21 protein-coding genes are annotated in these 24155 nt (G+C 70.8%); 8 read left to right on the top strand and 13 right to left on the bottom strand.

Translation table 11 applies throughout. The features are described from left to right. Positions 1 to 11 precede the first annotated feature (11 nt). From OO60_RS36030 to OO60_RS36015, 4 genes are all read left to right on the top strand, one after another. Positions 12 to 1100, top strand: a complete 1089-nt coding sequence (locus tag OO60_RS36030) for an LLM class flavin-dependent oxidoreductase (RefSeq protein WP_033263038.1) — start codon at positions 12 to 14, stop codon at positions 1098 to 1100. Further along, on the top strand, positions 1097 to 1681 hold the full coding sequence (locus OO60_RS36025) for an FMN reductase (protein ID WP_004559695.1): 585 nt from the start codon (positions 1097 to 1099) through the stop codon (positions 1679 to 1681). The genes OO60_RS36030 and OO60_RS36025 overlap by 4 nt, the downstream gene beginning before the upstream one ends. Positions 1682 to 1788: 107 nt before the next feature. Then, complete coding sequence (locus OO60_RS36020) at positions 1789 to 3219, top strand: serine hydrolase domain-containing protein (protein ID WP_244885630.1); 1431 nt, start codon at positions 1789 to 1791, stop codon at positions 3217 to 3219. After that, a complete protein-coding gene (locus OO60_RS36015) occupies positions 3186 to 3608 on the top strand; it encodes a PGPGW domain-containing protein (protein WP_003061555.1) in 423 nt (140 codons plus the stop codon). The genes OO60_RS36020 and OO60_RS36015 overlap by 34 nt, the downstream gene beginning before the upstream one ends. A gap of 59 nt (positions 3609 to 3667) precedes the next feature. Here the strand turns inward: OO60_RS36015 and OO60_RS36010 are convergent, their stop codons facing one another. The 6 genes from OO60_RS36010 to OO60_RS35985 all read right to left on the bottom strand — a co-directional run bounded on the left by OO60_RS36010 (position 3668) and on the right by OO60_RS35985 (position 13209). Beyond that, entirely contained in the window at positions 3668 to 6028 is a 2361-nt protein-coding gene (locus OO60_RS36010) for a hypothetical protein (protein WP_003061557.1), read from the bottom strand. A 94-nt stretch (positions 6029 to 6122) separates the two neighbouring features. Then, positions 6123 to 8594, bottom strand: coding sequence for a glycoside hydrolase family 2 (locus tag OO60_RS36005; protein WP_003061560.1), 2472 nt, complete (start codon positions 8592 to 8594; stop codon positions 6123 to 6125). A gap of 65 nt (positions 8595 to 8659) precedes the next feature. Continuing rightward, complete coding sequence (locus OO60_RS36000; RefSeq protein WP_003061565.1) at positions 8660 to 9637, bottom strand: ABC transporter permease; 978 nt, start codon at positions 9635 to 9637, stop codon at positions 8660 to 8662. After that, complete coding sequence (locus OO60_RS35995; protein ID WP_003061568.1) at positions 9634 to 10584, bottom strand: ABC transporter permease; 951 nt, start codon at positions 10582 to 10584, stop codon at positions 9634 to 9636. Before OO60_RS35995 ends, OO60_RS36000 begins: the two co-directional genes overlap by 4 nt. Further along, positions 10565 to 12133 carry a sugar ABC transporter ATP-binding protein gene (locus OO60_RS35990; protein WP_003061571.1) on the bottom strand — a complete coding sequence of 523 codons (1569 nt, stop codon included), beginning with the start codon at positions 12131 to 12133 and terminating at the stop codon, positions 10565 to 10567. The genes OO60_RS35995 and OO60_RS35990 overlap by 20 nt, the downstream gene beginning before the upstream one ends. After that, entirely contained in the window at positions 12133 to 13209 is a 1077-nt protein-coding gene (locus OO60_RS35985) for an ABC transporter substrate-binding protein (RefSeq protein WP_003061573.1), read from the bottom strand. The genes OO60_RS35990 and OO60_RS35985 overlap by 1 nt, the downstream gene beginning before the upstream one ends. A 154-nt stretch (positions 13210 to 13363) precedes the next feature. Between OO60_RS35985 and OO60_RS35980 the strand changes: the two genes are divergently transcribed. Next, the gene (locus tag OO60_RS35980) at positions 13364 to 14368 is read left to right on the top strand and encodes a LacI family DNA-binding transcriptional regulator (protein WP_003061576.1); all 1005 of its coding nucleotides are present in this window, start codon (positions 13364 to 13366) and stop codon (positions 14366 to 14368) included. A 25-nt stretch (positions 14369 to 14393) separates the two neighbouring features. Here the strand turns inward: OO60_RS35980 and OO60_RS35975 are convergent, their stop codons facing one another. The 3 genes from OO60_RS35975 to OO60_RS35965 form a co-directional block, all read right to left on the bottom strand. Then, positions 14394 to 15551 (bottom strand): AAA family ATPase, encoded by a 1158-nt coding sequence (locus tag OO60_RS35975; RefSeq protein ID WP_003061579.1) that lies wholly within the window; start codon positions 15549 to 15551, stop codon positions 14394 to 14396. A gap of 232 nt (positions 15552 to 15783) precedes the next feature. Then, positions 15784 to 16335, bottom strand: coding sequence for a snapalysin family zinc-dependent metalloprotease (locus OO60_RS35970; RefSeq protein ID WP_003061582.1), 552 nt, complete (start codon positions 16333 to 16335; stop codon positions 15784 to 15786). A 115-nt stretch (positions 16336 to 16450) separates the two neighbouring features. Then, positions 16451 to 16936: a winged helix-turn-helix transcriptional regulator gene (locus OO60_RS35965; RefSeq protein ID WP_003061585.1), complete on the bottom strand. Its 486-nt coding sequence runs from the start codon at positions 16934 to 16936 to the stop codon at positions 16451 to 16453. A gap of 101 nt (positions 16937 to 17037) precedes the next feature. Between OO60_RS35965 and OO60_RS35960 the strand changes: the two genes are divergently transcribed. From OO60_RS35960 to OO60_RS35950, 3 genes are all read left to right on the top strand, one after another. Next, complete coding sequence (locus tag OO60_RS35960) at positions 17038 to 17742, top strand: SDR family oxidoreductase (protein WP_003061587.1); 705 nt, start codon at positions 17038 to 17040, stop codon at positions 17740 to 17742. A gap of 83 nt (positions 17743 to 17825) precedes the next feature. Then, a complete protein-coding gene (locus OO60_RS35955) occupies positions 17826 to 18428 on the top strand; it encodes a TetR/AcrR family transcriptional regulator (RefSeq protein WP_003061589.1) in 603 nt (200 codons plus the stop codon). Between the two features lie 48 nt (positions 18429 to 18476). Then, positions 18477 to 19691 (top strand): cytochrome P450, encoded by a 1215-nt coding sequence (locus tag OO60_RS35950; RefSeq protein WP_051767859.1) that lies wholly within the window; start codon positions 18477 to 18479, stop codon positions 19689 to 19691. Here OO60_RS35950 and OO60_RS35945 read toward each other — a convergent pair. From OO60_RS35945 to OO60_RS35930, 4 genes are read right to left on the bottom strand one after another with little or no spacing between them, the layout of a single operon-like run. Next, complete coding sequence (locus OO60_RS35945; protein WP_003061593.1) at positions 19681 to 20106, bottom strand: nuclear transport factor 2 family protein; 426 nt, start codon at positions 20104 to 20106, stop codon at positions 19681 to 19683. The two genes, OO60_RS35950 and OO60_RS35945, sit on opposite strands and share 11 nt — an antisense overlap. Before the next feature lie 51 nt (positions 20107 to 20157). Continuing rightward, positions 20158 to 21021: a phosphotransferase family protein gene (locus OO60_RS35940; protein ID WP_003061595.1), complete on the bottom strand. Its 864-nt coding sequence runs from the start codon at positions 21019 to 21021 to the stop codon at positions 20158 to 20160. Then, positions 21006 to 21809 carry a siderophore-interacting protein gene (locus tag OO60_RS35935; protein ID WP_003061596.1) on the bottom strand — a complete coding sequence of 268 codons (804 nt, stop codon included), beginning with the start codon at positions 21807 to 21809 and terminating at the stop codon, positions 21006 to 21008. The genes OO60_RS35940 and OO60_RS35935 overlap by 16 nt, the downstream gene beginning before the upstream one ends. Next, a complete protein-coding gene (locus OO60_RS35930; protein WP_003061598.1) occupies positions 21806 to 24079 on the bottom strand; it encodes an ATP-binding cassette domain-containing protein in 2274 nt (757 codons plus the stop codon). Before OO60_RS35930 ends, OO60_RS35935 begins: the two co-directional genes overlap by 4 nt. Positions 24080 to 24155: the final 76 nt, after the last annotated feature.

The raw sequence follows: 24155 nt of genomic DNA, 5'->3' as shown, positions 1-24155 counted from the left end.
GGGAGCAGGTCATGCAGTTCGGAATCTTCACGGTGGGCGACGTCACGACCGATCCCACGAACGGCGTCACGCCGACGGAACACGAGCGGATCAAGGCGATGGTCCGGATCGCGCTCAAGGCCGAAGAGGTCGGCCTCGACGTCTTCGCGACCGGCGAGCACCACAACCCGCCGTTCGTCCCGTCCTCGCCCACGACGATGCTGGGCCACATCGCGGCGCAGACGTCCAAGCTGATCCTGTCGACGTCGACGACGCTGATCACCACGAACGACCCGGTGAAGATCGCCGAGGACTTCGCGATGCTGCAGCACCTCGCCGACGGCCGCGTCGACCTGATGATGGGCCGCGGCAACACCGGCCCGGTCTACCCGTGGTTCGGCCAGGACATCCGCCAGGGCATCCCGCTCGCCATCGAGAACTACGCGCTGCTGCGCAAGCTGTGGCGCGAGGACGTCGTCGACTGGGAAGGCAAGTTCCGCACGCCGTTGCAGGGCTTCACGTCGACGCCGCGGCCCTTGGACGGCGTCCCGCCGTTCGTCTGGCACGGCTCCATCCGCAGCCCGGAGATCGCCGAGCAGGCCGCGTACTACGGCGACGGCTTCTTCGCCAACCACATCTTCTGGCCCAAGGAGCACTTCCAGCAGCTGATCGCCTTCTACCGCCAGCGGTTCGAGCACTACGGACACGGCTCCGCCGACCAGGCGATCGTCGGCCTCGGCGGGCAGGCGTTCATCCGGCCGAAGTCGCAGGACGCGTGGAACGAGTTCCGGCCGTACTTCGACAACGCGCCGGTGTACGGGCACGGCCCGTCGCTGGAGGAGTTCACCGACCAGACCCCGCTCACCGTCGGCAGCCCGCAGGAGGTCATCGACAAGACGCTGACCTTCCGCGAGCACTTCGGCGACTACCAGCGCCAGCTGTTCCTGATGGACCACGCGGGCCTGCCGCTCAAGACGGTGCTGGAGCAGCTCGACCTGCTCGGTGAGCACGTGATCCCGGTGCTGCGCAAGGAACTCGACGCGCTGCGCCCGGCCCACGTGCCGGACGCGCCGACCCACGAATCCCTGAAGGCGGCGGCGCGAGTGGAGGCTTCGGTATGAAGATCGCGGTGGTGACGGCGGGTCTGTCGGTGCCTTCGTCGACCCGCCTGCTGGCCGACCGGCTGGCCGCGGCGACCGTCGCCGCGGCCGGGTCGCCGGCCGAGGTGTCCGTGGTGGAGCTGCGGGACATCGCCCTGGACATCACGAAGAACCTGCTGACCGGCTTCCCGAGCCCGGAACTGCGCACGGCCATCGAGACGGTGACCGGCGCGGACGCGCTGATCGCGGTGACCCCGGTGTTCACCGCCGGCTACAGCGGGCTGTTCAAGTCGTTCTTCGACGTGCTGGACACGGATTCGCTGACGGGCAAGCCGGTGCTGCTGGCGGCCACCGGTGGCACGGAACGGCATTCGCTGGTCCTCGACTACCAGCTGCGGCCGTTGTTCGGGTACCTGAAGGCGGATCCGGTCGCGACGGGCGTGTACGCGGCGTCGTCGGACTGGGGCAGCGGTGAGGCGTCGGGGGCGTTGCAGCGGCGGATCGAGAAGGCCGGCGCGGAGCTGGCTTCGGCAGCCGAGGGTCGAGTTGCGCCTTCGGGAGAGCCGGCGTTCGTGCCGTTCGAGCAGCTGCTGGCGCAGTAGCGGGTAGCCGAACCCGGGCTGGCAGTCGAGAAGGTGCCGAAAGTAGGGGGCCGGGCCCGCCGTCCGGCAGCGGCCGCCGGGGTTGCCCGCCGCCTACCTTCACCGGCATGACCAGGCTCTTCCTCCTGCTCGCGGCCCTGCTGCTCGCCACCGCGACCCCGGCGGCCGCGGCGGCGCCGCCGCGGGACATCGACGGCTACGTCCGCGCCTACCTCGACCACACCGGCCTGCCCGGCGCGGTGGTCGCCGTCACCCACGGCACCGACGTCGTCCGCGTGGCCGGCTACGGCCACGACGCGGCGGGCGCGCCCCTCGGCGCGTCGGCCCGGCTGCCGATCGCGTCGCTGAGCAAGTCCATGACCGCCTTCGCCGTGCTGCAGCTGGCCGAGGCCGGGCGGGTCGGGCTCGACGAGCCGGTGACGCGGTACCTGCCGGGCTTCCGGCTCGCCGATCCCCGCGGCGGCCGGATCACCGTCCGGATGCTGCTGGACCAGACGTCCGGGATGGCCGACTCGGCGTTCCCCGACCTCAAGCTGGCGCAGCCGCACACGCTCGCCGAGGCCGTCACGCGCCTGGCCGATGCGCCGCTGGCGAGCGAGCCCGGCGCGGAGTTCCACTACCACAACCCGAACTACCAGGTGGCCGCCCGGATCGTCGAGGTGGTGGCCGGGCAGCCGTTCGCGGACTACCTGGCCGCGCACGTCTTCCGGCCGCTGGGCATGACCGCCAGCACTTCGGTGGACTCGCCGCCGTCCGGGACCGAGGGGTACGTCCGGGCCTTCGGGATCGCGGTCCCGGTGTCCGAACCGGACTGGTTCACCGGCGGCAGCCACGGTGTGCTGAGCACCGCGGCCGACCTCGCGCGCTGGCTGATCGCGCAGCGGGACGGCGGTGGAGTGGTCTCGCCGTCGGCCGCCGCGCTGGCCCACACGCCTGCGCCCGGACGCGGCTACGCGCTGGGCTGGACCGTCCGGGACGGCCGGGTGTCCCACACCGGCGACTGGTTCTCCCACACCGCCGCGCAGGTGCTGCTGCCCGGCGGGTACGGCATCGCCGTGGTGGCGAACACCGGGATGGCCCTGGACAACGAGGCCGAGCTGCTGGCCAACGGCCTGGCGAGCCTGCTCGAGGGCGGCGCGCCGGAGCCCGCGCTGCCCGCCGGGGTGGTCGCCGACCGGGTGCTCGGCGCGCTGGCCCTGGTCGCGGTGGGGCTCGCGATCATCGGTGTCCGGCGCGCCGGCCGGAAGCCGCGGTGGTGGCGGACCGTGCCGCCGCTGCTGCCGCTCGTGCCCCTGGTGTTCCTGCCGCAGCTGCTCGGGTGGGTATTCGCCGGGCGGCGGGGTACCTACGCGCAGGTGCTCTACGTCTGGCCGGGGCTCGTGGCCGCGCTCGGCGTGGCCGCGCTGGCGGGCGTGATCGTGGCCGCGGCCAGGGCGCGGGCCGTCGTGAGTGGCACGCGAGGCCGTCACCAGGAAGAATCGGGCGAAACGAGGGGAGACGACCGGTGGGCCTCGGCAAGCAGGCGAAGCGGATCCTGATCACGGTGGCCGGTGCCATCCTGCTGGTGGTCGGGGTGCTGCTGCTCGTCCTGCCCGGCCCCGGGCTGCTGCTGGTGCTCGCCGGGTTGCTGCTGCTGGCGTCGGAGTTCCCGGCGCTCGAGAAGTACGTCGACCCGGTGCGCGACCGCGCGATGAAGGCGGCCGAGGAGAGCGTTTCGTCACCGCTGCGGATCGCCGGTTCGGTGCTGGCCGGGCTGGCGCTGCTGGCGGCGGGAATCGTCTGGGGGACGGTGAAGTCGCTGCCGTTCAGCGGCTGGAGCACCGGGTCGAGCCTGATCCTGTCGTCGGTGATCCTCTTCGCGCTGCTGATCTGGAGTTATCAGCGGGTCAAGGCGAAGCGGAAGACGAAGGCTTCGACCGACCGCTAGTCCCCTGTAGACAGTGGTGACGGCCACCACGGCAAGCCGTGGTGGCCGTCACCGGTGACTCAGACCGCCAGCGCCGTGCCGCGCGCCGACGTGCTCGTGTTCACGTACACGTAGAAGCTCGTGCCCGTCTCGTCCGACTTCGTGCCTGCCGTGTTCGTGCTCCACGCCCGCAGCTGGACGTACGAGCCGCTCTGCCGGTCGGCCGGCACGTCGAAGCCGAACGTCGCCGTGCCGTCGGCTCCGGGGGCCAGCGTGACCTGCGGGCCGGAGTCCACCTGGTAGCCGTAGCTCGCCAGGTTCGCCTGGACCGGTGACAGGGTGCACTGGATGTGCTGCCCCGGCGCCACCGACCAGCCGGTCGCGTCACAGGTCAGGCGCGGGGACGAGTACGCCACGTAGAAGTAGTACCCGCCCTGTTCGGACACCGTGCCGTCGGCGAACTTCGTCGTCACCCAGATGCTGTTGGTGTAGCTCTGCGTCGGGGTGAACACCACGCTCGCCGTGCCGTCCGGGCCCGCCGCGACCGTGCTCTGCGGGCCGCCGCTGAACTGGTAGGTGTAGCTGACCGCGCCCGGGACCGGCGACGAGAACACGAACGTGCCGGGCGTGCCCACCGCGCCGCTGGTCTGGCTCTCCGGGTACTCCGCGCTCGTCACCTTCGGCTTGTTCGACGCGACCATGACGCTGCCCTGGCCCCAGCCGGAACGGATGCCCGAGGCGAGGCTCGTGTACACGTACAGCGAGTTCCACGACGACGTCGCCGGCGTGACCGTGACGGTGGCGGTGCCGTCCGCGTCGAGCGGGACCGTGACCGGGTCGCCCGACTCGAGGTGGTAGGTCGCCGACACCGAGCCGGGCAGGGTGGCGTGCACCCGGAACTGCACCGGCAAGCCCTGGACCGGGTTCGCGGTGAGCGTTTCGACCTCGGGCTCGCCCGCCTCGCTCAGCAGCTGGCCGTCGGTCGCCGCGGTCAGGTACCCGGTGGACAGCCGGGCCCGGGCGGAGACCTGGATCGTGTACAGCTCCGGGTCGGTCGGCGTGACCGTCACCGTCGCCGTGCCGTCCGGTCCGGCCGGCACCGTGCGGTCGTCCTGGTTGGTCAGGTGGTACACGTACGCGGTGACCGGGGTGCTGCCGTACGGCGTGAAGGTGCACGTCCGCTCGGTGCCGACGTAGGCGTCGAACGGCGTGCAGGTCACCCCGGGCTTGTTGTCCGCGACCCAGAACCGGTAGGAGGCGGTCGGGCCCTGGTTGCCCGCCGCGTCGACGGCCGTCGCGCTGATGCTCACCGGGCCTTCCCAGTCCGGCGCGTACCGCACGGTCGCCTTCCCGCCGCGGCGGTCCGCGGCCGCGTAGCCGCCGTCCCACTTGAAGCCGACGACGTCGGTGTCACCCTTGGCGTCGAAGACGAACGTCCCCGGCACGCCGGTGCCCCCGGATCCGGGCGGCGCTTCGGCGTTGTAGTCGGGCGAGGTGATGACCGGCGCGGCCGCGGGCGCGGTGAAGTCGGTGGTGAACTTGCAGGTCGCGCTCCACGGTCCGAAGAGGCCGCTGTCGTCCTTGCCCCGCACCTGCCAGGCGTAGGTGACGCCTTCGCTGACGCGTGACGTGATCTCGACCCACGTCCGGCCCGTGCCGCCCAGGGTGGTGCGCTGGTCGGGGTGGTCGGCGGGCCAGAACGCGAACTCCGTGCCGGGGTAGTCGTCGTCCGGGTCCGTGGCGTCGGCGCCCAGCACCACCTGGCGGGACACCACGAGCGGCTTAGCCGTGCACGGCTGGTAGGTGACGGTGAGCCCGGTCGGCTTGGCCGGTGGCTTGTCGTAGTTGAGGAAGAGCTTCGCCTTCGGGTCGTACTCGCGGCCGAACTTCGGGTCGTTCAGCTGGTTGTCCGGCAGCCGCAGGACGAACGTCGCCGTCGTGCGCCCGGCGTCGAGCGCGTTCTGGATCGCCGCGGTGGCCGTCCAGGTCAGCCGGTCCGACGGGCACGACGAGTCGAGGTACGGCCCGTTGACCTTGAGCAGCTCGGCCGGCTGGGTGTTCCACGTCGGCTTCTTCGCCGGGGCGGTCAGCCAGAGCTCCGTCGAGCGCGCGTTGGCGCAGTCGGTGACGGCGGTTTCGCCGGTGCTCACGTACGCCGACTGCAGGCGGTTCCCGCGCAGCGCCGAGAGGTCGAAGGTGACGTAGGACTTGGACACGTGGTTCGTGCCGCCGGCGTAGGTGTGCGCGCCGACCGGCGCGTCCCCGGCCTGGTCGACGAAGCTGGCCTTCGGCACGGCCGAGTCGATGTAGGCCCACGAAGAGGCCGCGATCTCGGTGGTCGATTCCGCCGCGGCCGGGACCGCGGTGAGGACCGCGGCGACCGCCGTGACGAGTGTGAGAACGCCCGCTCTCGCGGGCAGCTTGGATCTTGCGGAGCCCAAAACGGCTCACCCCCTGTGCGTGTGCACCCGATGGCCGTGGAGTACGGCCATACTGCTATCGCACACGCACAGGGGGCGTTACCGGTTGCCTTCCCTACTTGCCGCTGGTGAACAGGGCATTCACGTCCGAATCGGACAGTGCCCGGTCGTAGACGTGCACCTGGTCGACCGCCCCGTTCAGGAAGTCGACCGGGCCGCCGCCGTACTTGCCGCGGCCGATCACCGTGTGCCCGGTGGACGCGTCGCCGAGGCAGACGCTCTTCGTGGCCGCCAGCTGGCCGTCCACGTAGAGCTTGAGCGTTCCCGCGGCCGCGTCGCGGACGCCGACCACGTGGTACCAGCGGTTCGCCTCCGGGGCCGTGGGCGCCAGGGCCCGCGTGCCCACGAAGCTCATCGCGAGCCGGTGGTCCTGACCCGAGTACTGCAGGAAGAACGCGCTGGTGCTGTCGCCGTCCTGGCTCACGATCGTCTGGAAGCCGTCGCCGACCGCGTTGAACTTCACCCACGCCGCCGCGCTGTAGCTGCCCTCGGTGTTCACCAGGGCGGCGCCGGTGTCGGCGAACTGGCCGGAACCGTTGGTGGCCAACGCCGAACCGCTCTTGCCCGCGGTCCAGGACGCGCCGCCGACGAGCGTGGCGTCGTGGTCTCCCACGGTGTCCGCGGCCACCGTGCCCGCGTTTTCGTCGAACGGGTACGCCGCGATGCCGTCGATGCCGGGCGTTCCGGCGGGAACGGACGGACCGGACACCGGGGCACCGGTGGCGCCCTTGATCACCGCGAGGTTCGCCGCGCGGACCGCCGCGAAGTCCATCTTCTTCACCTGCCGGTCGTAGGTGAAGAAGCCGTTGACCTCCTTCTCGACGTCGGTGGTCTGCGTGTAGACACCAGCGGACACCCCGCACCGCTGGGCGACCAGCAGCAGGCGCTGCTGCAGCTCGCCGTAGCGCCGGGTCAGCGTCGCGCTGTCGGGCTCCATTTCGTACGCGAAGCTGCCCGCCGCGTCGAACTCGTGCCCGGCGACCTTGAGCCCGAGGCCGCCGTACTCGCCGTCGACGGCCGCGCGCGTGCCGGTCTGGATCGGGGTTCCCGGGCCGGTGTAGGTGTGGTCGTCGTAGATGTCACCCTTGCCGCTGTCCGGTTCGGACCGGCAGCAGTTGACGCCCGACTCCGCGTTCACCAGCCGCGAGGGATCCCAGGATTTGACCTCGTCGGCGATCCGGCCGACTTCGTAGTCGCCCCAGCCTTCGTTGAACGGCACCCACGTGACGATCGACGGGAAGCTGCGGTGCTGGTCGATCATCCGCTTCATCTCGGACTCGTAGTTGACGCGCGAAGCCGCGGACGGCTCGACGTCGTCCTTCATCGCCGGCATGTCCTGCCAGACCATGAGCCCGAGCTTGTCGGCGTAGTAGTACCAGCGGTCCGGCTCGACCTTGATGTGCTTGCGCACCATGTTGAAGCCGAGCGCCTTCTCCTGCTCCAGGTCGAACTTCAGGGCCGCGTCGGTCGGCGCGGTGTAGATGCCGTCCGGCCAGAAGCCCTGGTCGAGCGGGCCGACCTGCATCACGAACTTGCCGTTGAGCAGCATCCGCTGCTTGCCGTCGGCGGTCTTGCCGACGCCGATCGTGCGCAGCCCGAAGTAGGAGCCGACCTCGTCGCCCGACGGGACGAGCTTGACCCGCAGGTCGTAGAGGAACGGGTCGTCCGGCGACCACAGGTGCGGCCGGTCCACCTTGAGCTGCAACGGCTTGTTCGCGTCGCCGGACACGCGCCCGACCGGGCGGCCGTGGTCGTAGGCGACCGCTTCGACGCGCTGCTTCACCGGCCCGCCGACCACCGCGGTCACCGTCACCGAACCGAGGGCCGGCGTGACGTCGAGGCGGTCGATGCGCGCGGACGCCACCGGTTCCATCCAGACGGTCTGCCAGATGCCGGACGACGGCGTGTAGAAGATGCCGTCACCGGGCTGGCGCTGCTTGCCGATCGGCTGCCCGCCCTGGTCGTTCGGGTCGGCGACACCGACCACGATCTCCTGGGTCTTCGCCGTGGTCAGCGCGTCGGTGACGTCCACGGACCAGGCGTCGTAACCGCCGGTGTGGCGGCCGGCGGTCTTGCCGTTGACGATCACCGTCGCGTCGTAGTCGACGGCCTGGAAGTGCAGCAGCAGCCGCTGCCCGCTCTTGCCGACCTGCCAGGTCTTCGGCACCTCGAAGGTGCGGCGGTACCACATGTTCGTTTCGTGGCGCATGATCCCGGACAGCGCGGACTCGACCGGGTAGGGCACGAGAATGCGCTCTCCCAGCGTCTTCCCGATCGGTGCGGCCTCACCCGGGGTCGCCTTGGCGAATTCCCAGACGCCGTTGAGGTTCTGCCACTTGTCGCGGGTCAGCTGCGGTCTCGGGTAGTCCGGCAGCGCGTTGGTGGGAGAGACGTCGTTCGTCCACGGCGTGGACAGCGGCGGGGTGAGCCGCTGCCACTGCGGTGGGGATCCGGCGTGCGCGGCGGGGACCGCGAGTCCGGTCAGGGCCAGCGCCAGCACGGCGGCCAGTCGGGCGGGGCGGAACATCGTCGAACCTCCTGGTTGGGGACAGGCTCGTGAGTGGTAAGGCGGGTTCTAACCCGCCTTACCACTCACGACCGGGTGCGGGAGCGCGCGAGCAGGCGCTGGATCACCACGACGACGAGCAGGAAGGCTCCGCTCACCACCGTCTGGTAGTTGGAGTCGAGGGTGCCGATCTGGTTGATGACGTTCTGGATCAGCGTGCGCAGCAGCACGCCGACGAGGGTGCCGACGATCGTCCCGGCGCCGCCGGTGAGCAGCGTGCCGCCGATGACGACGACGGAGATCGCGTCGAGTTCGGTGCCGACGCCGATCACCGTGACGCCGGACTGCAGGTACGCGGCGGTGAGGATGCCGGCCACCCCGGCGAGCGCGCCGCTGAGCGTGTAGAGGCTGATCTTGGTGCGGGCGACCGGAAGGCCCATCAGCAACGCCGACTGCTCGGCGCCACCGATGGCGAACACGGACTGCCCGAACCGCGTGCGGCGCAGCAGCAGCCCGCCGAGCGCGAACAGGACCAGCGTCAGGTACACCGGGACGCCGATGCCGAAGATCGTGCCCTGGCCCAGCCAGAGGAACGCCGAGCCGGCGTCCACTTTGTACGTCGTCGCGCCCTCGGACGTCAGCGCCAGCAGGAGTCCCCTGGCGAACAGCAGCGACGCCAGCGTCACGATGAACGGCGCCATCCCGGTGCGCGCGATGAGCAGGCCGTTGACCAGCCCGATCAGGGAACACACCGCCAGCGGCAACAGGATCGCCACGAGGAGGCCGTACTGGGCGCCGTACGCGGCGAGGACGCCGCCGAGCGCGTAGTTCGAACCGACCGACAGGTCGATGCCGCCGGAGATGATCACGAACGTCATGCCGAGCGCGATCACCGCGAGGAACGAGCTCTGCAGCGCGAGGTCGCGCAGGTTGTCGGGGGAACCGAAGCGCGGGAAGGCGAACCACGCGGCGGCGACGCCGAGCACGAGCACGACGGCGGCACCCTGGCGTTGCAGGACTCCGGCGAAGGCCGCGTTGCGGGCCTGGGTCTGGGTCGCGGTCATTTGCTGCTCCGCTCGCGGGCGACGTAGACCGCGACGACGATGATGGCCGCCTGGACCATCTGCGCGGTCGAGTCCGGCAGGTTGTGCTTGATGAGGGTGGCGTGCACGAGCTGCATGAGCAGCGCGCCGAACACGGTGCCGAGGACGCGGACCCGGCCGCCGGTCAGCGGCGTGCCGCCGACGACGACCGCGGTGATCGCGGACAGCTCCATCAGCAGGCCGAGGTCGTTGGGGTCGCTGGCGCCCAGCCTCGACGTCGCCAGCACGCCGGCCACCGCGGCCAGTGCCCCGGAAATCACGTAGACGCTGACGAGCACGCGTTTCACCGGGAGCCCGGCCAGGGTGCTCGCGGCGCGGTTGCCGCCGATCGCGACCAGGTGCCGCCCGAACGTCGTGCGCTGCACGACCAGCCCGGCCAGCACCGCGAGGACGCCGGCGACGATCACCATGATCGGGACGCCGAGGACGTCACCCGTGCCCAGCTCCAGGAAGTCCTGGTTGTGCAGCTGGACCAGCTGGCCGTGAGCGATCACCAGCGCGAGTCCCCGCCCGCCGACGAGCAGCGCGAGGGTCGCGATGATCGGCTGGATGCCCAGGTGGGCCACCAGGTAGCCGCTGAACAGGCCGGACACGATCCCGGCGATGACCGCCACGATGATCGCCATCAGCGGGCCCGCGCCCAGGTAGAGCGGGATGAGCGCGGCGGCGATCGACATCACCGAGCCGACCGACAGGTCGATGCCCTCGGTGCCGATCACCAGCGCCATGCCGAGTGCGACGATGCAGACCGGCGCCGCCTGCACCAGCTGGGTGCGGAAGTTGGCCGCGGACAGGAAGTTGGCGGTGAACACGACGTTGAACAGCAGCAGCACCACGACGGCCAGGTAGACGCCGTAGTTCTGCAGCCACGCGGTGACCTTCGCGCGCTCAAGCGTGGCGGTCGACATCGTTGTCACCCTCCGCTGCGATGGCCGTCAGGACGTTCTCCTCGGTGATGCGGTCGCCGGTCAGCTCGCCGACGACCGAGCCGTCGCGGAGGACGACGACCCGGTCTGACCCATCGATCAGTTCCTCCAGTTCGGACGAGATGAGCAGCACGCCGAGCCCTTCCTGCGCGAGTTCGTCGATCAGGGCCTGCACTTCGGCCTTCGCGCCGACGTCGATGCCGCGGGTCGGCTCGTCGAGCAGCAGGATCTTCGGGCCGGTGGCGAGCCAGCGGGCGAGCAGCACCTTCTGCTGGTTGCCGCCGGACAGCTCCGACACCTTCTGCTCCGGGCTCGCGGCCTTGATCCGCAGCCGCTCCATGAAGACCTTGACGACCCGGTCCTGTCTGGCCCGGCTGACCAGGCCGAACGGCGAGAGCGCCGGCAGGGCGGCCAGCACGATGTTCTCGCGGACCGACAGGTGGGGGATGATGCCGTCGGTCTTGCGGTCCTCGGCCAGCAGCGCGATCCCGGCCCGCACGGCCTGGGCGATCTTGCCCTTGCGCAGCGGTTTCCCGGCCAGCAGCACGCTTCCGCCGTCCAGGGGGAACGCCCCGACGATGGCCCGGGCCGTTTCGCTGCGGCCCGAGCCGAGCAGCCCGGCCAGGCCGACGACCTCGCCGGGCCGGATGCTCACCGAGACGTCGTGCAGCTTCCGCAGGCCGCTCAGGTTCTCCGCCTCGAGCAGCGGCTCACGCTCGACGTCGTGCTCCTCGCCGAACGCCGTGACACCCTCCTCGCGGATCTGCTTGATCTCCCGGCCGAGCATCTTGGACACGAGCTCGATCCGGGGCAGCGCCTTCAGCGGTCCACTGTGGACGACCCGGCCGTCGCGCAGCACGGTGACGCTGTCGCACACCCGGTACAGCTCGTCCATCCGGTGGCTGACGTAGACGATCGCGATGCCTTCGGCGTGCAGCCGGTTCAGCACCTCGAAGAGCGTCTCGACCTCGCGCGGCTCCAGCGACGACGTCGGTTCGTCCATGATGACGACCTTCGCGTCGGTCGAGACCGCGCGGGCGAGCGCGACCATCTGCTGCGCGCCGACACCCAAGGTGTGCAGCGGCCGCTTGACGTCGTCCTCGATGCCGTAGCCCTTGAGCAGCTCGCGGGCGTCGGCGTACATCTTCGACCAGTCGACGAGACCGGCCTTGGTGCGCGGCTCGCGGCCGAGGAAGACGTTGCCGGCGATGCTCATCAGCGGGACGAGGTTGACCTCCTGGTAGATCGTGGAGATCCCGGCGCGCTGCGCGTCGATCGGCCGCTTGAACGTCACCGGCTCGCCGAGGTGGCGGACCTCGCCCTCGTCGGGCTGGTAGACGCCGGTGAGCACCTTGATCAGCGTGGACTTGCCGGCGCCGTTCTCGCCGACCAGCGCGTGCACCTCGCCCGGCGCCAGCGCGAAGCTGACGTCGTCGAGCGCGAGGGTGCCGGGGAACCGCTTGGTCACCCCGGCCACCTCGAGCACCGGTGCGGTCGTCATGGCGACGTCCTCTTCGGTGGCTGCCGTCATCAGTACGCGTTCCCGACCTTCTGGGCCGCGTTGGACTCGTCGTACTGGTCGTCGGTGATCACGATGCTCGCCGGGATGGCTTCGCCGTTCTCGAACTTCTGCAGCGTCTGGAAGGCCAGCGGGCCGAAGCGCGGGTTCGACTCGACGACGGCGTTGTAGCTGCCGTCGGCGATCAGCTGCACGGCGTTGCGGGTGCCGTCGATCGAGACGACCTTGACGTCCTTGCCCGGCGTCTTGCCCGCCGTCTTCAGTGCGTTGACCGCGCCGACACCCATTTCGTCGTTCTCGGCGTAGACCGCGGTGACGTCGGGGTGGCTCTGGATCAGCTGCTCCATCACGGACTGGCCCTTGGAGCGGTCGAACTCGCCGGTCTGCTCGGCGACCACGGACAGGCCGGGTGTCTTGGCGAGCTCGTCCTTGAAGCCCTGGGTGCGGTCGGTGGTCACGTTGTTGCCGGACGAGCCGAGCAGGATCACCACCTTGCCGGTGCCGCCGGTCGCCTTCGCCATCGCCTGCGCGGCGCGCTTGCCCTGCTCGACGAAGTTGGAGCCGATGAACGTCAGGTAGTCGGTGCACGGCTGCGACGTCACCTTGCGGTCGATGGTGACGACCGGGACCTTCTTGGCCTTCGCCGCGTCGAGCGCGGGCTGGAGGCCGTCGGAGTTGAGCGGGGCGACGACCAGCAGCTGGGCGCCGCGGTCGAGCATCGACTTGATGTCGCTGATCTGCCGGTTCAGATCGCTCTGGGCGTTGGTGACGAGCAGCTTGTCCTGCGCGATGCCGAGCTTGGCGGCTTCGTCGCGAATGGACTGCGTCTCGGCGATCCGGAAGGGGTTGGCCTCCTTTTCGGACTGGGAGAAACCCACCACCGCGGTCTTGAGGTCGACCTTGGGGTAACCGGTTTTTTCGAGCGTGCAGCCGTCGGCGGACGGCGCGGCCGACTGGGCGCTGGCGGCCGGCCCGCCGCCGCTCGACGGCGCCGCGGGGGTTTCTTCCCTGCTCGTGCAGGAGGTGAGGGTCAGCGCGGCGGCGGCCACGGTGACCAGTACCAGTCGGGGACGGGAGGACAAGAGCACGGCGACTCCTCGGGCAGCGTCGTTGGTGGCCCGCTCGCCGGGGTGATCGGGGTCACCGCGGGAGCCTTGAGGTACTTTTTACATCGTTGGAACAACGTTGTAAACCGGCAGCGGCTCGCTACACTTCGTGCTCACTCTCTGAAGGGACCCGCCCGTGACCGTGACGCTCAAGGACGTCGCCACGCTCGCCGGAGTGTCGGTGAAGACGGTGTCGAACGTCGTGAACGGCTACGCCTTCGTCAAGCCGGAGAACCGGCGGCGCGTCGAGGAAGCCCTGGCGGCGACCGGGTACCGGCCGAACGTCGGGGCCCGCAACCTCCGCCGCGGCCGCACCGGCTTCCTGGCGCTGATGGTGCCGGAGCTGTCGATCCCGTACTTCGGCGAGCTGGCCGGCCTGGTGATCACGGCGGCCCAGAAGCGCGGCTGGAGCGTCCTGATCGAACAGACGCAGGGCACGCGGCCACGGGAGCGGGAGACGCTGTCGTCGCTCGGGCCGCACCTGGTCGACGGGGCCCTGGTGCACCCGGAAGCCCTGGAGGCGGCGGACTTCCCGGCCGACCCGGGCGGGATCCCGCTGGTCATGCTGGGCGAGCACGCGGTGGACGTGCCGATCGACCACGTGGCGATCGACAACGTCCTGGCGGCGCGCACGGCGGTGTCCCACCTGGCCTCCCTGGGGCGCACGCGGATCGCCGCGATCGGGCGGAATCCGGCGCGCGGGACGTCGTCACAGCGGCTGGCGGGGTACCGGTCGGCACTGGCGGAGGCCGGATTGTCCTATTCGGACGCTTTGGTGGCGCCCGCGGAGAAGTGGCACCGGTCGGTCGGGGCGGCGGCGATGAAGGCGTTGCTGGCCCTGCCGTCGCCGCCGGACGCGGTGTTCTGCTTCAACGACCTGCTGGCCATCGGCGCGTTGCGCGCGGTGGCGGAGCTGGGGCTGCGGGTGCCGGAGGACGTGGCGATCGTCGGGTTCGACAACAACGAAGAGAGCGCATTCTCCCTCCCGTCGCTGACGACGATCGCCCCGGACAAAACGGCACTGGCCGAGGCGGCGGTGGACCTGGTGCACCGCCGCATCACGGGCGACACGACATCGCCGCCCCAGGACATCCAGACCCCGTTCGCGTTGGAGATCCGCGAAAGCACCCGCGGCCGCTGATCCCGCGTACCCGGCTGGGTACGGGCTAGCGGGAGGGCCATTGCCAGGAGGGGCGGTCGAGGCGGCCTTGGCCGGCCACCTTTGTCTCGCCGTACTCCTTCTCCAGCTCCGCCGTGCCCACGTCGGCGATCTCCGCGAGGGCGCGGATCAGGGGCTGGGCGTGGGAGACGACCACCAGCTGGGTTTCCTTGGCCGCGGTCGCGATCAGGGTCGCCAGGGCCGGCAGGAGGTCCGGGTGGAGGCTCGTCTCCGGCTCGTTCAGCACCAGCAGCTCCGGCGGGCGCGGGGTCAGCAGGGCCGCCACCCACAGCAGGTACCGCAGCGTCCCGTCCGACAGCTCCGCCGCCGACAGCGGGCGCAGCAGGCCGTGCTGGCGGAACTCGACCGACAGCAGGCCGTCCTCGGAGCGCCGTACCTCCACGGTCGAGCCGGGGAACGCCGCGTCGACCACTTCCGCGAGTTCCGCGGCCCGGCCCACCTCGATGATCGTCTGCAGGGCCGCCGCCAGGTCGGCGCCGTCATGGGACAGCACCGGTGTGCGGGTGCCGATGCGGGACTGGCGGGCCGGGGCGTCGGCGTCGGTGCGGAAGTGGTCGTAGAACCGCCACGACCGGATGCGCTCGCGCAGCACCAGCAGCTCCGGGCAGGCCCGTGGATCTGCGAACTCGCTCAGCATGCTGTCGGTCAGCCGGATCTTGAACCGCTCGTCGCCCCAGGCCCCGGACGCGACGCGCGTGCGCACGGACGGGCCCGCCCGGTCGGCCAGCAGCGCCGTCGGCCGCAGGACCGGCCCCGACCACACCGCTTCCCGCTTGAACTCCGGGTCGAGGTTGAACAGCGTTGCGCCCGGCACCGGCAGCCCCAGGTCGAGCGCGTAGCCGAACTCGTCGCCCGCGAAGCCGAGCCGCAGCCCGACGGCCTTCGTGTGCACCTTGCCCTGAACCCGTGTGGTGCCCCGGCGCACGCCGTTCTCCGGGCCGGCCCACAGCGTCGAGGGCAGGCCGCCCTCCCGCGCCAGCGCCGCCACGGCGCCGTTGCGTGACGCGTCCGCCAGCAGGCGCAGCGCCCGGTACAGGCTCGACTTGCCGCTTCCGTTCGGCCCGGTGACGACGGTCAGCCCGGACAGCGGCAGCACCAGGTCGCGCAGCGACCGGTAGTTCTCGACGGCCAGCGTGGTGAGCATGCCCCGCAACCTAGTCCGCCCCGGATTCGCCCGGTGTTGGGCGGTTCGTTGACACCGCCAGGTCTCGCCGAGCAGGCAGGTGCTCGCGACGGCGTCCACGAGCAGAACCGGCTCTGACGTGCGCCGAAGGGCATGACCCGTGATCAGGAGGGCATCACTCGTGATCGAGGGGGCATCAGCCCGATGCCCCCTCGATCACGCGTGATGCCCCTTCAAGCACGCGTGAAGCCCATCACCGCACGGGCATCGTCACTTCGTAGACGCGGGTCGCGGCCTTGCGGGCGCCGGTGAAGCCGTTGGCCCACAGGGATTCCACCTGCGACGCCTCCTGCGCGTCCGGGTTCGCGTTGGTGCAGGACGGGCCGGGGCCGCCGCCCGACATCAGCTCCGAGCACGGGCCTTCGTAGTGGTCCGGCAGGCCCAGCGCGTGGCCGGTTTCGTGGGCCGCGATGCGGGTCTGGTTGTACTCCTGGGCCTGGGTGTAGTCGATGAAGATCGTGCCGCTGCCGTGGCCGTCGGTCTGGGCGTACGAACCCTGCGGGTCGTTGCCCTCGGTGTAGTGCAGCGACGCGCCCGACGAGCTTTCCTGGAGCTTGACGTTCGACACCGCCGCGTTCCAGTTGGCCGCGCCCGCGTTGATCACGTCGCGGAAGCTCGGGGCGTCCGAGGTGTCGTAGTAGACGATCGTGGCCGCTTCCGGGGCCGCGAAGGCCGGGCCGGCCGTCAGCGGGGTCACGATCATCGCCAGGGCGGCGGCACCGGGCAGCAGGTACTTCCTGGACATCGGGACGACTCCTTGCCGTGGGGAATTTACCGGGTCTGCGCGCGCTGGGTGTCGAACTTACGGAATCGCCCGGCGTTTGTGACCCGACTTTCGTACCGGCTTGGGGCCGTTCGGCTCAGCCGACCGGATCGGCCAGCGGGATCTCGCCCTCGCCGAGCCAGGAACCGCGCCACGCCAGATCGGCTCTGGTCAGCGGTTTTCCGCAGCTGTCGCACTTCGCGCCCGGCCGGGTGGGCTGCCCGCAGCGGGTGTGGATCAGCGTTGTCGGCCCGGCGTCCGAGGAAGTGTGGGCGTGCCCCCAGGTGCCGAGGGCGTGCAGTACCGGCAGTGCGTCCGAGCCCGCCTGCGTCAGGCGGTACTCGTGGCGGGTGCGGCCGCCGTCGCGGTAGGGGAGCTTGGTCAGCAGGCCGCGGTCGACGAGCTTGGCCAGCCGGGTCGTCAGCACGTTGTCGGCGATGCCGAGCTGGCTGCGGAAGTCCTCGAAGCGGGTGGTGCCCGCGGTGGCGTTGCGCAGGATCAGCAGCGTCCACGGCTCGCCGAGGACGTCGGCGGCGCGGGCGATCGGGCAGGCGGCGTCCGCCCAGGTGATGCGACGGCTCATCGTGTGATCCCTTCGACCTGACTTGCTTGGAGCAAGTTTACGCCGTACTGTCGTCCGCAGCTAGCTTGCAACGAGCAAGCCAGGTGCGAGAGGAGTTCGTCATGGACATCACGGGTGCGGTGGCGCTGGTCACCGGAGCGAACCGCGGACTCGGCCGCCGGTTCGCCGCGGAACTGCTGGCGCGCGGTGCAGCCAAGGTGTACGCCGCCGCGCGGAACCCCGAGTCGATCGACCTGCCGGGCGTGGTCCCGCTGCGCCTCGACGTGACCGACCCCGAATCGATCCGGGAAGCCGTCGCGGTGGCGGGGGACGTCACGCTGCTGGTGAACAACGCCGGGTCGTCGACCGGGGCCTCGCTGCTCGGCGGGTCCATCGAGGACATCCGGCTGGAGATGGACACGCACTACTTCGGCACGCTGGCCGTGACGCGTGCGTTCGCGCCGGTCCTCGAGCGCAACGGCGGCGGCGCGGTGCTCAACGTCCTGTCGGTGCTTTCCTGGTTCACCGCGCCGCGGGTCGCGGCGTACTCCGCGGCGAAGGCGGCGGCCTGGTCGCTGACCAACGCGCTGCGCCTGGAACTGGCGCCGCAGAAGACGCAGGTGACCGCGCTGCACGTGGGGTACATGGACACCGACATGGCCAAGGACGTCGACGGCCCGAAGGTCGACCCGGCGGTGGTGGCCGGATTGGCGCTCGACGGCGTCGAGGCGGGCCGGTTCGAGGTGCTCGCCGACGACGTCAGCCGGACCGTGCGGGCCGGGCTCGCCGGCGACCTCGCCGGGCTGTACCCCGCTCTGGTTTCCTGAAGGCGTTTTCGCCGACCCCGGAATACCGGGGTGACTGCCGCGGGCGTATGAATAGGCGGGTGGCGGAACGCGTCGAAGCGGGAATGGGCCGGACGAGAAACCGCTGGGGCGAAGGCGAACGGTTGCGCGGCGAAATACTGGCCGCCGCCGGCCGGTTGCTCGCCGAGCTCGGCGGCGAGGACGGGTTGACGATCCGCGGCGTCGCCCGCGCCGTCGGCATCGCACCGGCGAGCATCTACCAGCATTTCTCCGATCGTGCGGAATTGGTGCGCGGGCTGCTCGACCACGAATACTCGCGGCTGGCCGAATCGATGCGCACGGCCGAGGAGTCGCAAGCGGAAACCGACGTGGTGGGCCGGATCCGGGCCCAGATCCACGCCTACTGCGCCTTCGCGATGCAGAATCCGGGGCACTACCGGCTGATGCTCGCGAACGGCGCGTCCGATGTGGAGCCCGGCACCCGCCCCGAAGGGCCGCTCCTGGACGTGATCGACCGGCTCACCGCGGGGTTCGAGCGGTGCGTCGAGGCGGGCCACGAGCTGCGCGTGACGCCGGGCCGCGCGGCGGCGGTGGTGTTCGTCGGCGCGCACGGGCGGGTGGCGTTGTTCCACAGCGCGTTGAACCGGACCGGCGCCGAGCTGGTGGAGCCGTTCGTGGACGAGCTCGTGTCACTCGTGTTCGCCTGATCGGACCTGTGGCGGGATCGCCGGGAGATGCTTAGCATGGCTATGTAAATGTCCGGCAGCTCCGGGAGGTGTCCGGTGGACGGCGTCCCCGCGTTTCCGATGACCCGGCGGTGTCCCTTCGATCCGCCCGCCGAACTCGGCGAGTTGCCCCCGGTGTCCCGGGTGCGGCTGTGGAACGGCAGCACGCCGTGGCTGGTGACGCGCTACGGCGACGTCCGCGCGGTCCTGCGTGACTCCCGGGTCAGCGCCGACTCCGACCACCCGGGCTACCCGCACCAGAGCGCGGCTTCGGCGGCCCGCCGTCACCGCGCGAAGTCGTTCATCACCATGGACGGCGCCGAACACGCCGCCCAGCGCAAGCTGCTGACCGGCGACTTCCTGGTCAAGAAGATGGAGGCGCTGCGCCCGGCGATCCAGCGCATCGTCGACGACCTGGTCGACGGCCTGCTGGCCGGCCCGAAGCCGGCCGACCTGGTGCCGGCGTTCGCGTTGCCGGTGCCGTCGCTGGTGATCTGCGAGCTGCTCGGCGTGCCGTACGAAGACCGCGTGCTGTTCCAGGACATCACGAAGGTGATGGTGTCCCGGACGGCGACGCCGGCGGAGGCGGTGCAGGCCACCGAAGAGCTGCTGGCCTACCTCGGCGGGCTGGTCGAGCGCAAGGTGGCCGCCCCAGGCGACGACGTGCTGAGCAAGCTCGCGGTGACCCAGTACGCGACCGGCGAGATGACCGCCGAAGAGGTGGCTTCGATGGGCCAGCTGCTGCTGGTGGCCGGCCACGAAACGACGGCGAACATGATCGCCCTCGGCACGGCGGCGTTGCTGGCGCACCCGGACCAGCTGGAGCTGGTGCGCACCGGCGACGCGGACCTGCTGCGCCGCGCGGTCGAAGAGCTGCTGCGCTACCTCAACATCACGCACACGGGCCGCCGCCGCGTGGCCACGGCGGACATCGAGCTCGGCGGCGAGGTCATCCGCGCGGGCGACGGCATCATCGCGGCGGGCGACGCGGCCAACCGAGACGCGGCGGCGTTCGAGGACCCCGGCCGCCTCGACGTCACCCGCGAGGCCCGCCACCACGTGGCGTTCGGGTACGGCGTGCACCAGTGCCTCGGCCAGACGCTGGCCCGGGTGGAGCTGCAGGTGGCGTACGGGACGCTGTACCGCCGGATCCCGGGGCTGCGGCTCGCGGTGCCGCTGGAAGAGCTGGCGTTCAAGGACGACATGCTGGTGTACGGCGTGCACAGCCTGCCGGTCACGTGGTGACGGCGGCCTCCCCGAACACCATGCGGTGGCCGCGCGCGGTGTCCAGGTACTCGCGGACCCGGCGGATCAGGCCGTCGCGGAGTTCGAAGACGAAGCAGTAGTCGTTGGCGTAGTGGTTGCCGTTGGCCAGGGTGGCCGTCATGGTCTCCTCCACGACCACCCGATCGCCGTCCGCGTGGAAGCCGGTGAACGTCACCGTGACGTCGCTGACGAAGAACTTCGTGAAGTCCTCGGCGAGGAACTGCACGATGGCGGTCCGCCCGACCAGGTGCGCGGGACCGCCCAAGGCGACCGCGGTGGCGTTCCCCGGCGGCGCCAGCCATTCGGCGTCCTCGGTGAACACGGCGGCGATCCGGTCCGCTTCGTGGCTGGCGAAGGCTTTCCAGGCGTTCTCGACGATCTCGCGGCTCGACATGATCGCGACCCTAACCGCGCGTGGCCTTCGGGGGCTGGCGGATTCGCGACGTCATCCCAGTGCGGCCAGGTTCTCCGCCAGCCACCCGGAGACGAACCGCTCGCGGTCGGCGTTCGTGTCCTTCCGCGGCACCATCTCCGCCAGCATGATCAAGCCCAGGTACACCCGGTACAACGTCAGCCGGCGGCGGGCCGGTGCGTCGAAGCCGGCGGTGCCGTAGCCCGCCAGCAGGGGTGCGTCCGGCTCGTGGAACAGCGTCAGCGAAACGAACTCCGCCACCGGGTCGCCCCAGAACGCGCGCTCGGCGTCGATGATCCCCGACACCCGGCCGTCCTGGAGCAGGATGTTGCCCGGCCACAGGTCGAAGTGGACCAGGACCGGCGTGGTGACCAGTTCCAGCAAGGGCTCGTGGCGGCGCACCAGGTGCGCGATCTCCGCCGCCGGGCGCGGCAGCCGCACGCGGTAGCGGACGGCGTCGGCCAGGATCGCGTCGATCATCGCCGTGAACGCCGAAGGCCACGTCGGGTGCAAGGGGTCCTGGAGGTAGCCGAACCCGTCGCCGGTCGTCTCGTGCAGGCCCGCCACGATCGCGCCGAGCTCCCTGCGCAGGTGCGGGCCGGTGCCGGGCGTCCGGTTCCACGGCTCGCCCGGCACCTCCGTCATCAGCAGGAACCCCGGTCCGGCGCCCACCACCGCCGGCAGCGGCCCGGAAGCCAGGCGGTAGTACTCCGCCTCCGTCGCCAGCAGGTCGTGCTCGTAGGCCAGGCCGGGCGCGGACGGCGCGATCTTGAGCACCAGCCGCCGCCCGTCCGTCAACGTCACCCGGACCGCCCGGTTGTACGTTCCGCCGCCGAGGTCCTCGGTCGTCACCACCGAAGCCGGGTCGATGCCCGAGGCCGTCAGCTCCCCGTCCACCCCGCCGAGTCTGCCAGCTTTTCCGCCGCGTCGGCCAGGTCATCGGAGGTCGGGGCGTCGTCCTGGGTCAGGCTGCGCCGCCAGTACCCGGTGAACTCGATGGCGTTCTTGGGCAGACCGCGTTCGACGAGGTGGCGGCGCAGCGCGCGGACCGTCGACGCCTCTCCGGCCAGCCACGCCGCTTCCGGGAGGGCCATCCCGCGCACGGCCTCCAGCAGCCGGCTGCCGTGCTCGGCGCCGTCGCGGTGCAGCCACCGGACGCCGGGCAGCGGCTGCTCCTCCGCCGCGTCCGCGACCTCGAGGAACACCACCGCATTGTCCACTTCGGACAGGATGGAGGCGATGGCGGGGATCGCCGTCTCGTCGCCCGCGCACAGCAGGGTGTCCGCTGTGGACAGTGGGCGGCGGTAGGCCGGGTCCGGGCCGTACCGGCCGAGGACGTCCCCGGCCGCCGCCCGGGCGGCCCAGGCGGTGGCCGGTCCCGCCGCACCGGCGTGCAGCACGAAGTCCACGTCGATCGTGTCGCCGTCCCGCGAACGCACGGTGTAGCTGCGCATCACCGGGCGCTCGTCCGCCGGGATCGCGAGGTACGCCTGGTACCAGCGCATCACGTCGTCGTCGGCCGACGGCAGCCGCACCGGGCGGCCCGGCGGCGGGAACAACAGCTTGAGCTGCTGGTCCGGCCACGGCTCCAGCTCGGCCAGGCCGTCCCCGGTGAAGGTGACGCGCACCATCCGCGGCGTCACCCGGCGCACCGCCGTCACTTCGAGCAGACCGGTCGGTTTCACGGCTTCTCCAGGTATTCGCGCAGGTGGCGGGCGGTGAGGGTGGCGGCGTCGGCGACGAGCGCGGCCGGCGTGCCTTCGAAGACGACCCGGCCGCCGTCGTGGCCCGCGCCGGGGCCGAGGTCGATCAGCCAGTCGGCGTGGGCCATCACGGCCTGGTGGTGCTCGATCACGATCACCGTGTTGCCCGCGTCGACGATCCGGTCCAGCAACGCCAGGAGCTGGTCGACGTCGGCCAGGTGCAACCCCGTCGTCGGCTCGTCGAGGATGTACGTCGAGCCCCGCTCGGCCATCCGGATCGCCAGCTTGAGCCGCTGCCGCTCGCCGCCGGACAGCGTCGTCAGCGGCTGCCCGAGCGTCAGGTAGCCGAGGCCGACGTCGGCGAGGCGGTCGAGGACCGTCCGCGCGGTGCCGCCCGCGAAGAACTCCCGCGCCTCGGCGACGGACATCGCCAGGACTTCGCCGATGTTCTTGCCGCGCAGCTCGTAGGTCAGCACCTTCGGCGTGAACCGGCGGCCCTCGCACTCCTCGCAGACCGACGCGACCCCGGCCATCATCGCCAGGTCGGTGTAGATCACGCCGAGGCCCTTGCACTTCGGGCAGGCACCTTCGGAGTTGGCGCTGAACAGGCTCGCCTTGACCCCGTTGGCCTTGGCGAAGGCCGCGCGGATCGGGTCGAGCAGTCCCGTGTAGGTCGCCGGGTTGGACCGCCGGGACCCGCGGATCGCCGACTGGTCGACCACGACGACGTCGTCGCGGCGGGCCAGCGAGCCGTGGATCAGCGACGACTTCCCGGACCCGGCCACCCCGGTGACCACGGTCAGCACGCCGAGCGGGACGTCGACGCTGACGTCCTTCAGGTTGTGCAGGCGGGCGCCGGTGATCCGGATGTGCCCGGTCGGCGTGCGCACCTTTTCCCGGAGGGTGACCCGGTGGTCGAGGTGGCGGCCGGTGAGCGTGCCGGACGCGCGCAGGCCGTCGATGCTGCCGGTGTAGCAGAGCCGCCCGCCGTCGGCGCCCGCGCCGGGGCCGAGGTCGACGACGTGGTCGGCGATCCGGATCGTCTCCGGCTTGTGCTCGACGACCAGGATCGTGTTCCCCTTGTCCCGCAGGCACAGCAGCAGGTTGTTCATCCGCTCGATGTCGTGCGGGTGCAGCCCGACGGTCGGTTCGTCGAAGACGTAGGTGACGTCGGTGAGACTGGACCCGAGGTGCCGCACCATCTTCACACGCTGGGCCTCGCCGCCCGAGAGCGTCGCGGATTCGCGGTCGAGCGACAGGTACCCGAGGCCGATCTCGACGAGCGAGTCCAGGGTGTCGCGCAGGTTGCCCAGCAGCGGCCGGATCGACGGCGCGTCCAGGTTCCGCACGAACTCGGCGAGGTCGCTGATCTGCATCGCGGCGCAGTCGGCGATGTTCCGGCCGTCGATCTTCGCCGACAGTGCCGCCTGGTTGAGCCGGGCGCCACCGCACTCGCCACAGGTCTTGAACGTGGCGGCCTTCTCGATGAACGCGCGCAGCTTCGGCTGCAGCGATTCGACGTCCTTGTGCAGGTAGAGCCGCCGGACCTTCACCGCGAGCCCCTCGTAGGTGACGTTGGTCTTGCCGACCTTCACCTTGCAGGAGTCCTTGTGCAGCAGGGCGTCGAGCTGCTCCGGCGTGAAGTCGCGGATCTTCGCGTCCGGGTCGTAGAAGCCGGAGGAGAGGTAGGTCTGCACGTACCAGGTGTCCGGCGTGAAGCCCGGCACCTGGATCGCGCCCTCGTGCAGGGAAAGGTCGAAGTCGAGCAGGGCGGTCACGTCGAGGTCGGAGACCCGGCCGAGGCCCTCGCAGGCCGGGCACATGCCCTCGGGCAGGTTGAAGCTGAACGCGCCGGACGTGCCGACATGGGGCTCGCCGAGTCGCGAGAAGGCGATCCGCAGCATCGCGTAGGCGTCGGTCGCGGTGCCGACCGTCGAGCGCGAGTTGGCGCCCATCCGTTCCTGGTCGACGACGATGGCCGCGCTGAGGTTTTCCAGCAGGTCGACGTCCGGGCGCGCCAGGCTCGGCATGAACGACTGGAGGAAGGCGCTGTAGGTCTCGTTGATCATCCGCTGCGATTCGGCCGCGATGGTGCCGAAGACCAGGGACGACTTGCCGGAGCCGGAGACGCCGGTGAACACCGTGAGCCGTCGCTTCGGGATGTCCAGGTCGATGCCGGTCAGGTTGTTCTCCCGGGCGCCACGGACCTGGATCACGTCGTGGGTGTCGGCGGCCCGCCTGGGTGAGGTCATACCGTCCTTCTTGATAGTTTAGGCTGTAAAGTGATTCACCAGCGTACATTACTTTAGGGTGTAAGGAGTCGGCAAG

Source organism: Amycolatopsis vancoresmycina (genome assembly GCF_000716785.1).
Classification (GTDB): domain Bacteria; phylum Actinomycetota; class Actinomycetes; order Mycobacteriales; family Pseudonocardiaceae; genus Amycolatopsis; species Amycolatopsis vancoresmycina.
Note: the sequence above shows the minus strand (reverse complement) of the source record. Positions and strands in the feature narration are given on the sequence as shown.

Excerpts from the sequence above, each read along its gene's own strand:
- OO60_RS36030 (WP_033263038.1), top strand. The coding sequence starts at position 12 with ATGCAGTTCGGAATCTTCACGGTGGGCGACGTCACGACCGATCCCACG.
- OO60_RS36025 (WP_004559695.1), top strand. The coding sequence starts at position 1,097 with ATGAAGATCGCGGTGGTGACGGCGGGTCTGTCGGTGCCTTCGTCGACC.
- OO60_RS36020 (WP_244885630.1), top strand. The coding sequence starts at position 1,789 with ATGACCAGGCTCTTCCTCCTGCTCGCGGCCCTGCTGCTCGCCACCGCG.
- OO60_RS36005 (WP_003061560.1), bottom strand. The coding sequence starts at position 8,594 with ATGTTCCGCCCCGCCCGACTGGCCGCCGTGCTGGCGCTGGCCCTGACC.
- OO60_RS36000 (WP_003061565.1), bottom strand. The coding sequence starts at position 9,637 with ATGACCGCGACCCAGACCCAGGCCCGCAACGCGGCCTTCGCCGGAGTC.
- OO60_RS35995 (WP_003061568.1), bottom strand. The coding sequence starts at position 10,584 with ATGTCGACCGCCACGCTTGAGCGCGCGAAGGTCACCGCGTGGCTGCAG.
- OO60_RS35990 (WP_003061571.1), bottom strand. The coding sequence starts at position 12,133 with ATGACGGCAGCCACCGAAGAGGACGTCGCCATGACGACCGCACCGGTG.
- OO60_RS35975 (WP_003061579.1), bottom strand. The coding sequence starts at position 15,551 with ATGCTCACCACGCTGGCCGTCGAGAACTACCGGTCGCTGCGCGACCTG.
- OO60_RS35970 (WP_003061582.1), bottom strand. The coding sequence starts at position 16,335 with ATGTCCAGGAAGTACCTGCTGCCCGGTGCCGCCGCCCTGGCGATGATC.
- OO60_RS35965 (WP_003061585.1), bottom strand. The coding sequence starts at position 16,936 with ATGAGCCGTCGCATCACCTGGGCGGACGCCGCCTGCCCGATCGCCCGC.
- OO60_RS35960 (WP_003061587.1), top strand. The coding sequence starts at position 17,038 with ATGGACATCACGGGTGCGGTGGCGCTGGTCACCGGAGCGAACCGCGGA.
- OO60_RS35955 (WP_003061589.1), top strand. The coding sequence starts at position 17,826 with ATGGGCCGGACGAGAAACCGCTGGGGCGAAGGCGAACGGTTGCGCGGC.
- OO60_RS35950 (WP_051767859.1), top strand. The coding sequence starts at position 18,477 with ATGTCCGGCAGCTCCGGGAGGTGTCCGGTGGACGGCGTCCCCGCGTTT.
- OO60_RS35945 (WP_003061593.1), bottom strand. The coding sequence starts at position 20,106 with ATGTCGAGCCGCGAGATCGTCGAGAACGCCTGGAAAGCCTTCGCCAGC.
- OO60_RS35930 (WP_003061598.1), bottom strand. The coding sequence starts at position 24,079 with ATGACCTCACCCAGGCGGGCCGCCGACACCCACGACGTGATCCAGGTC.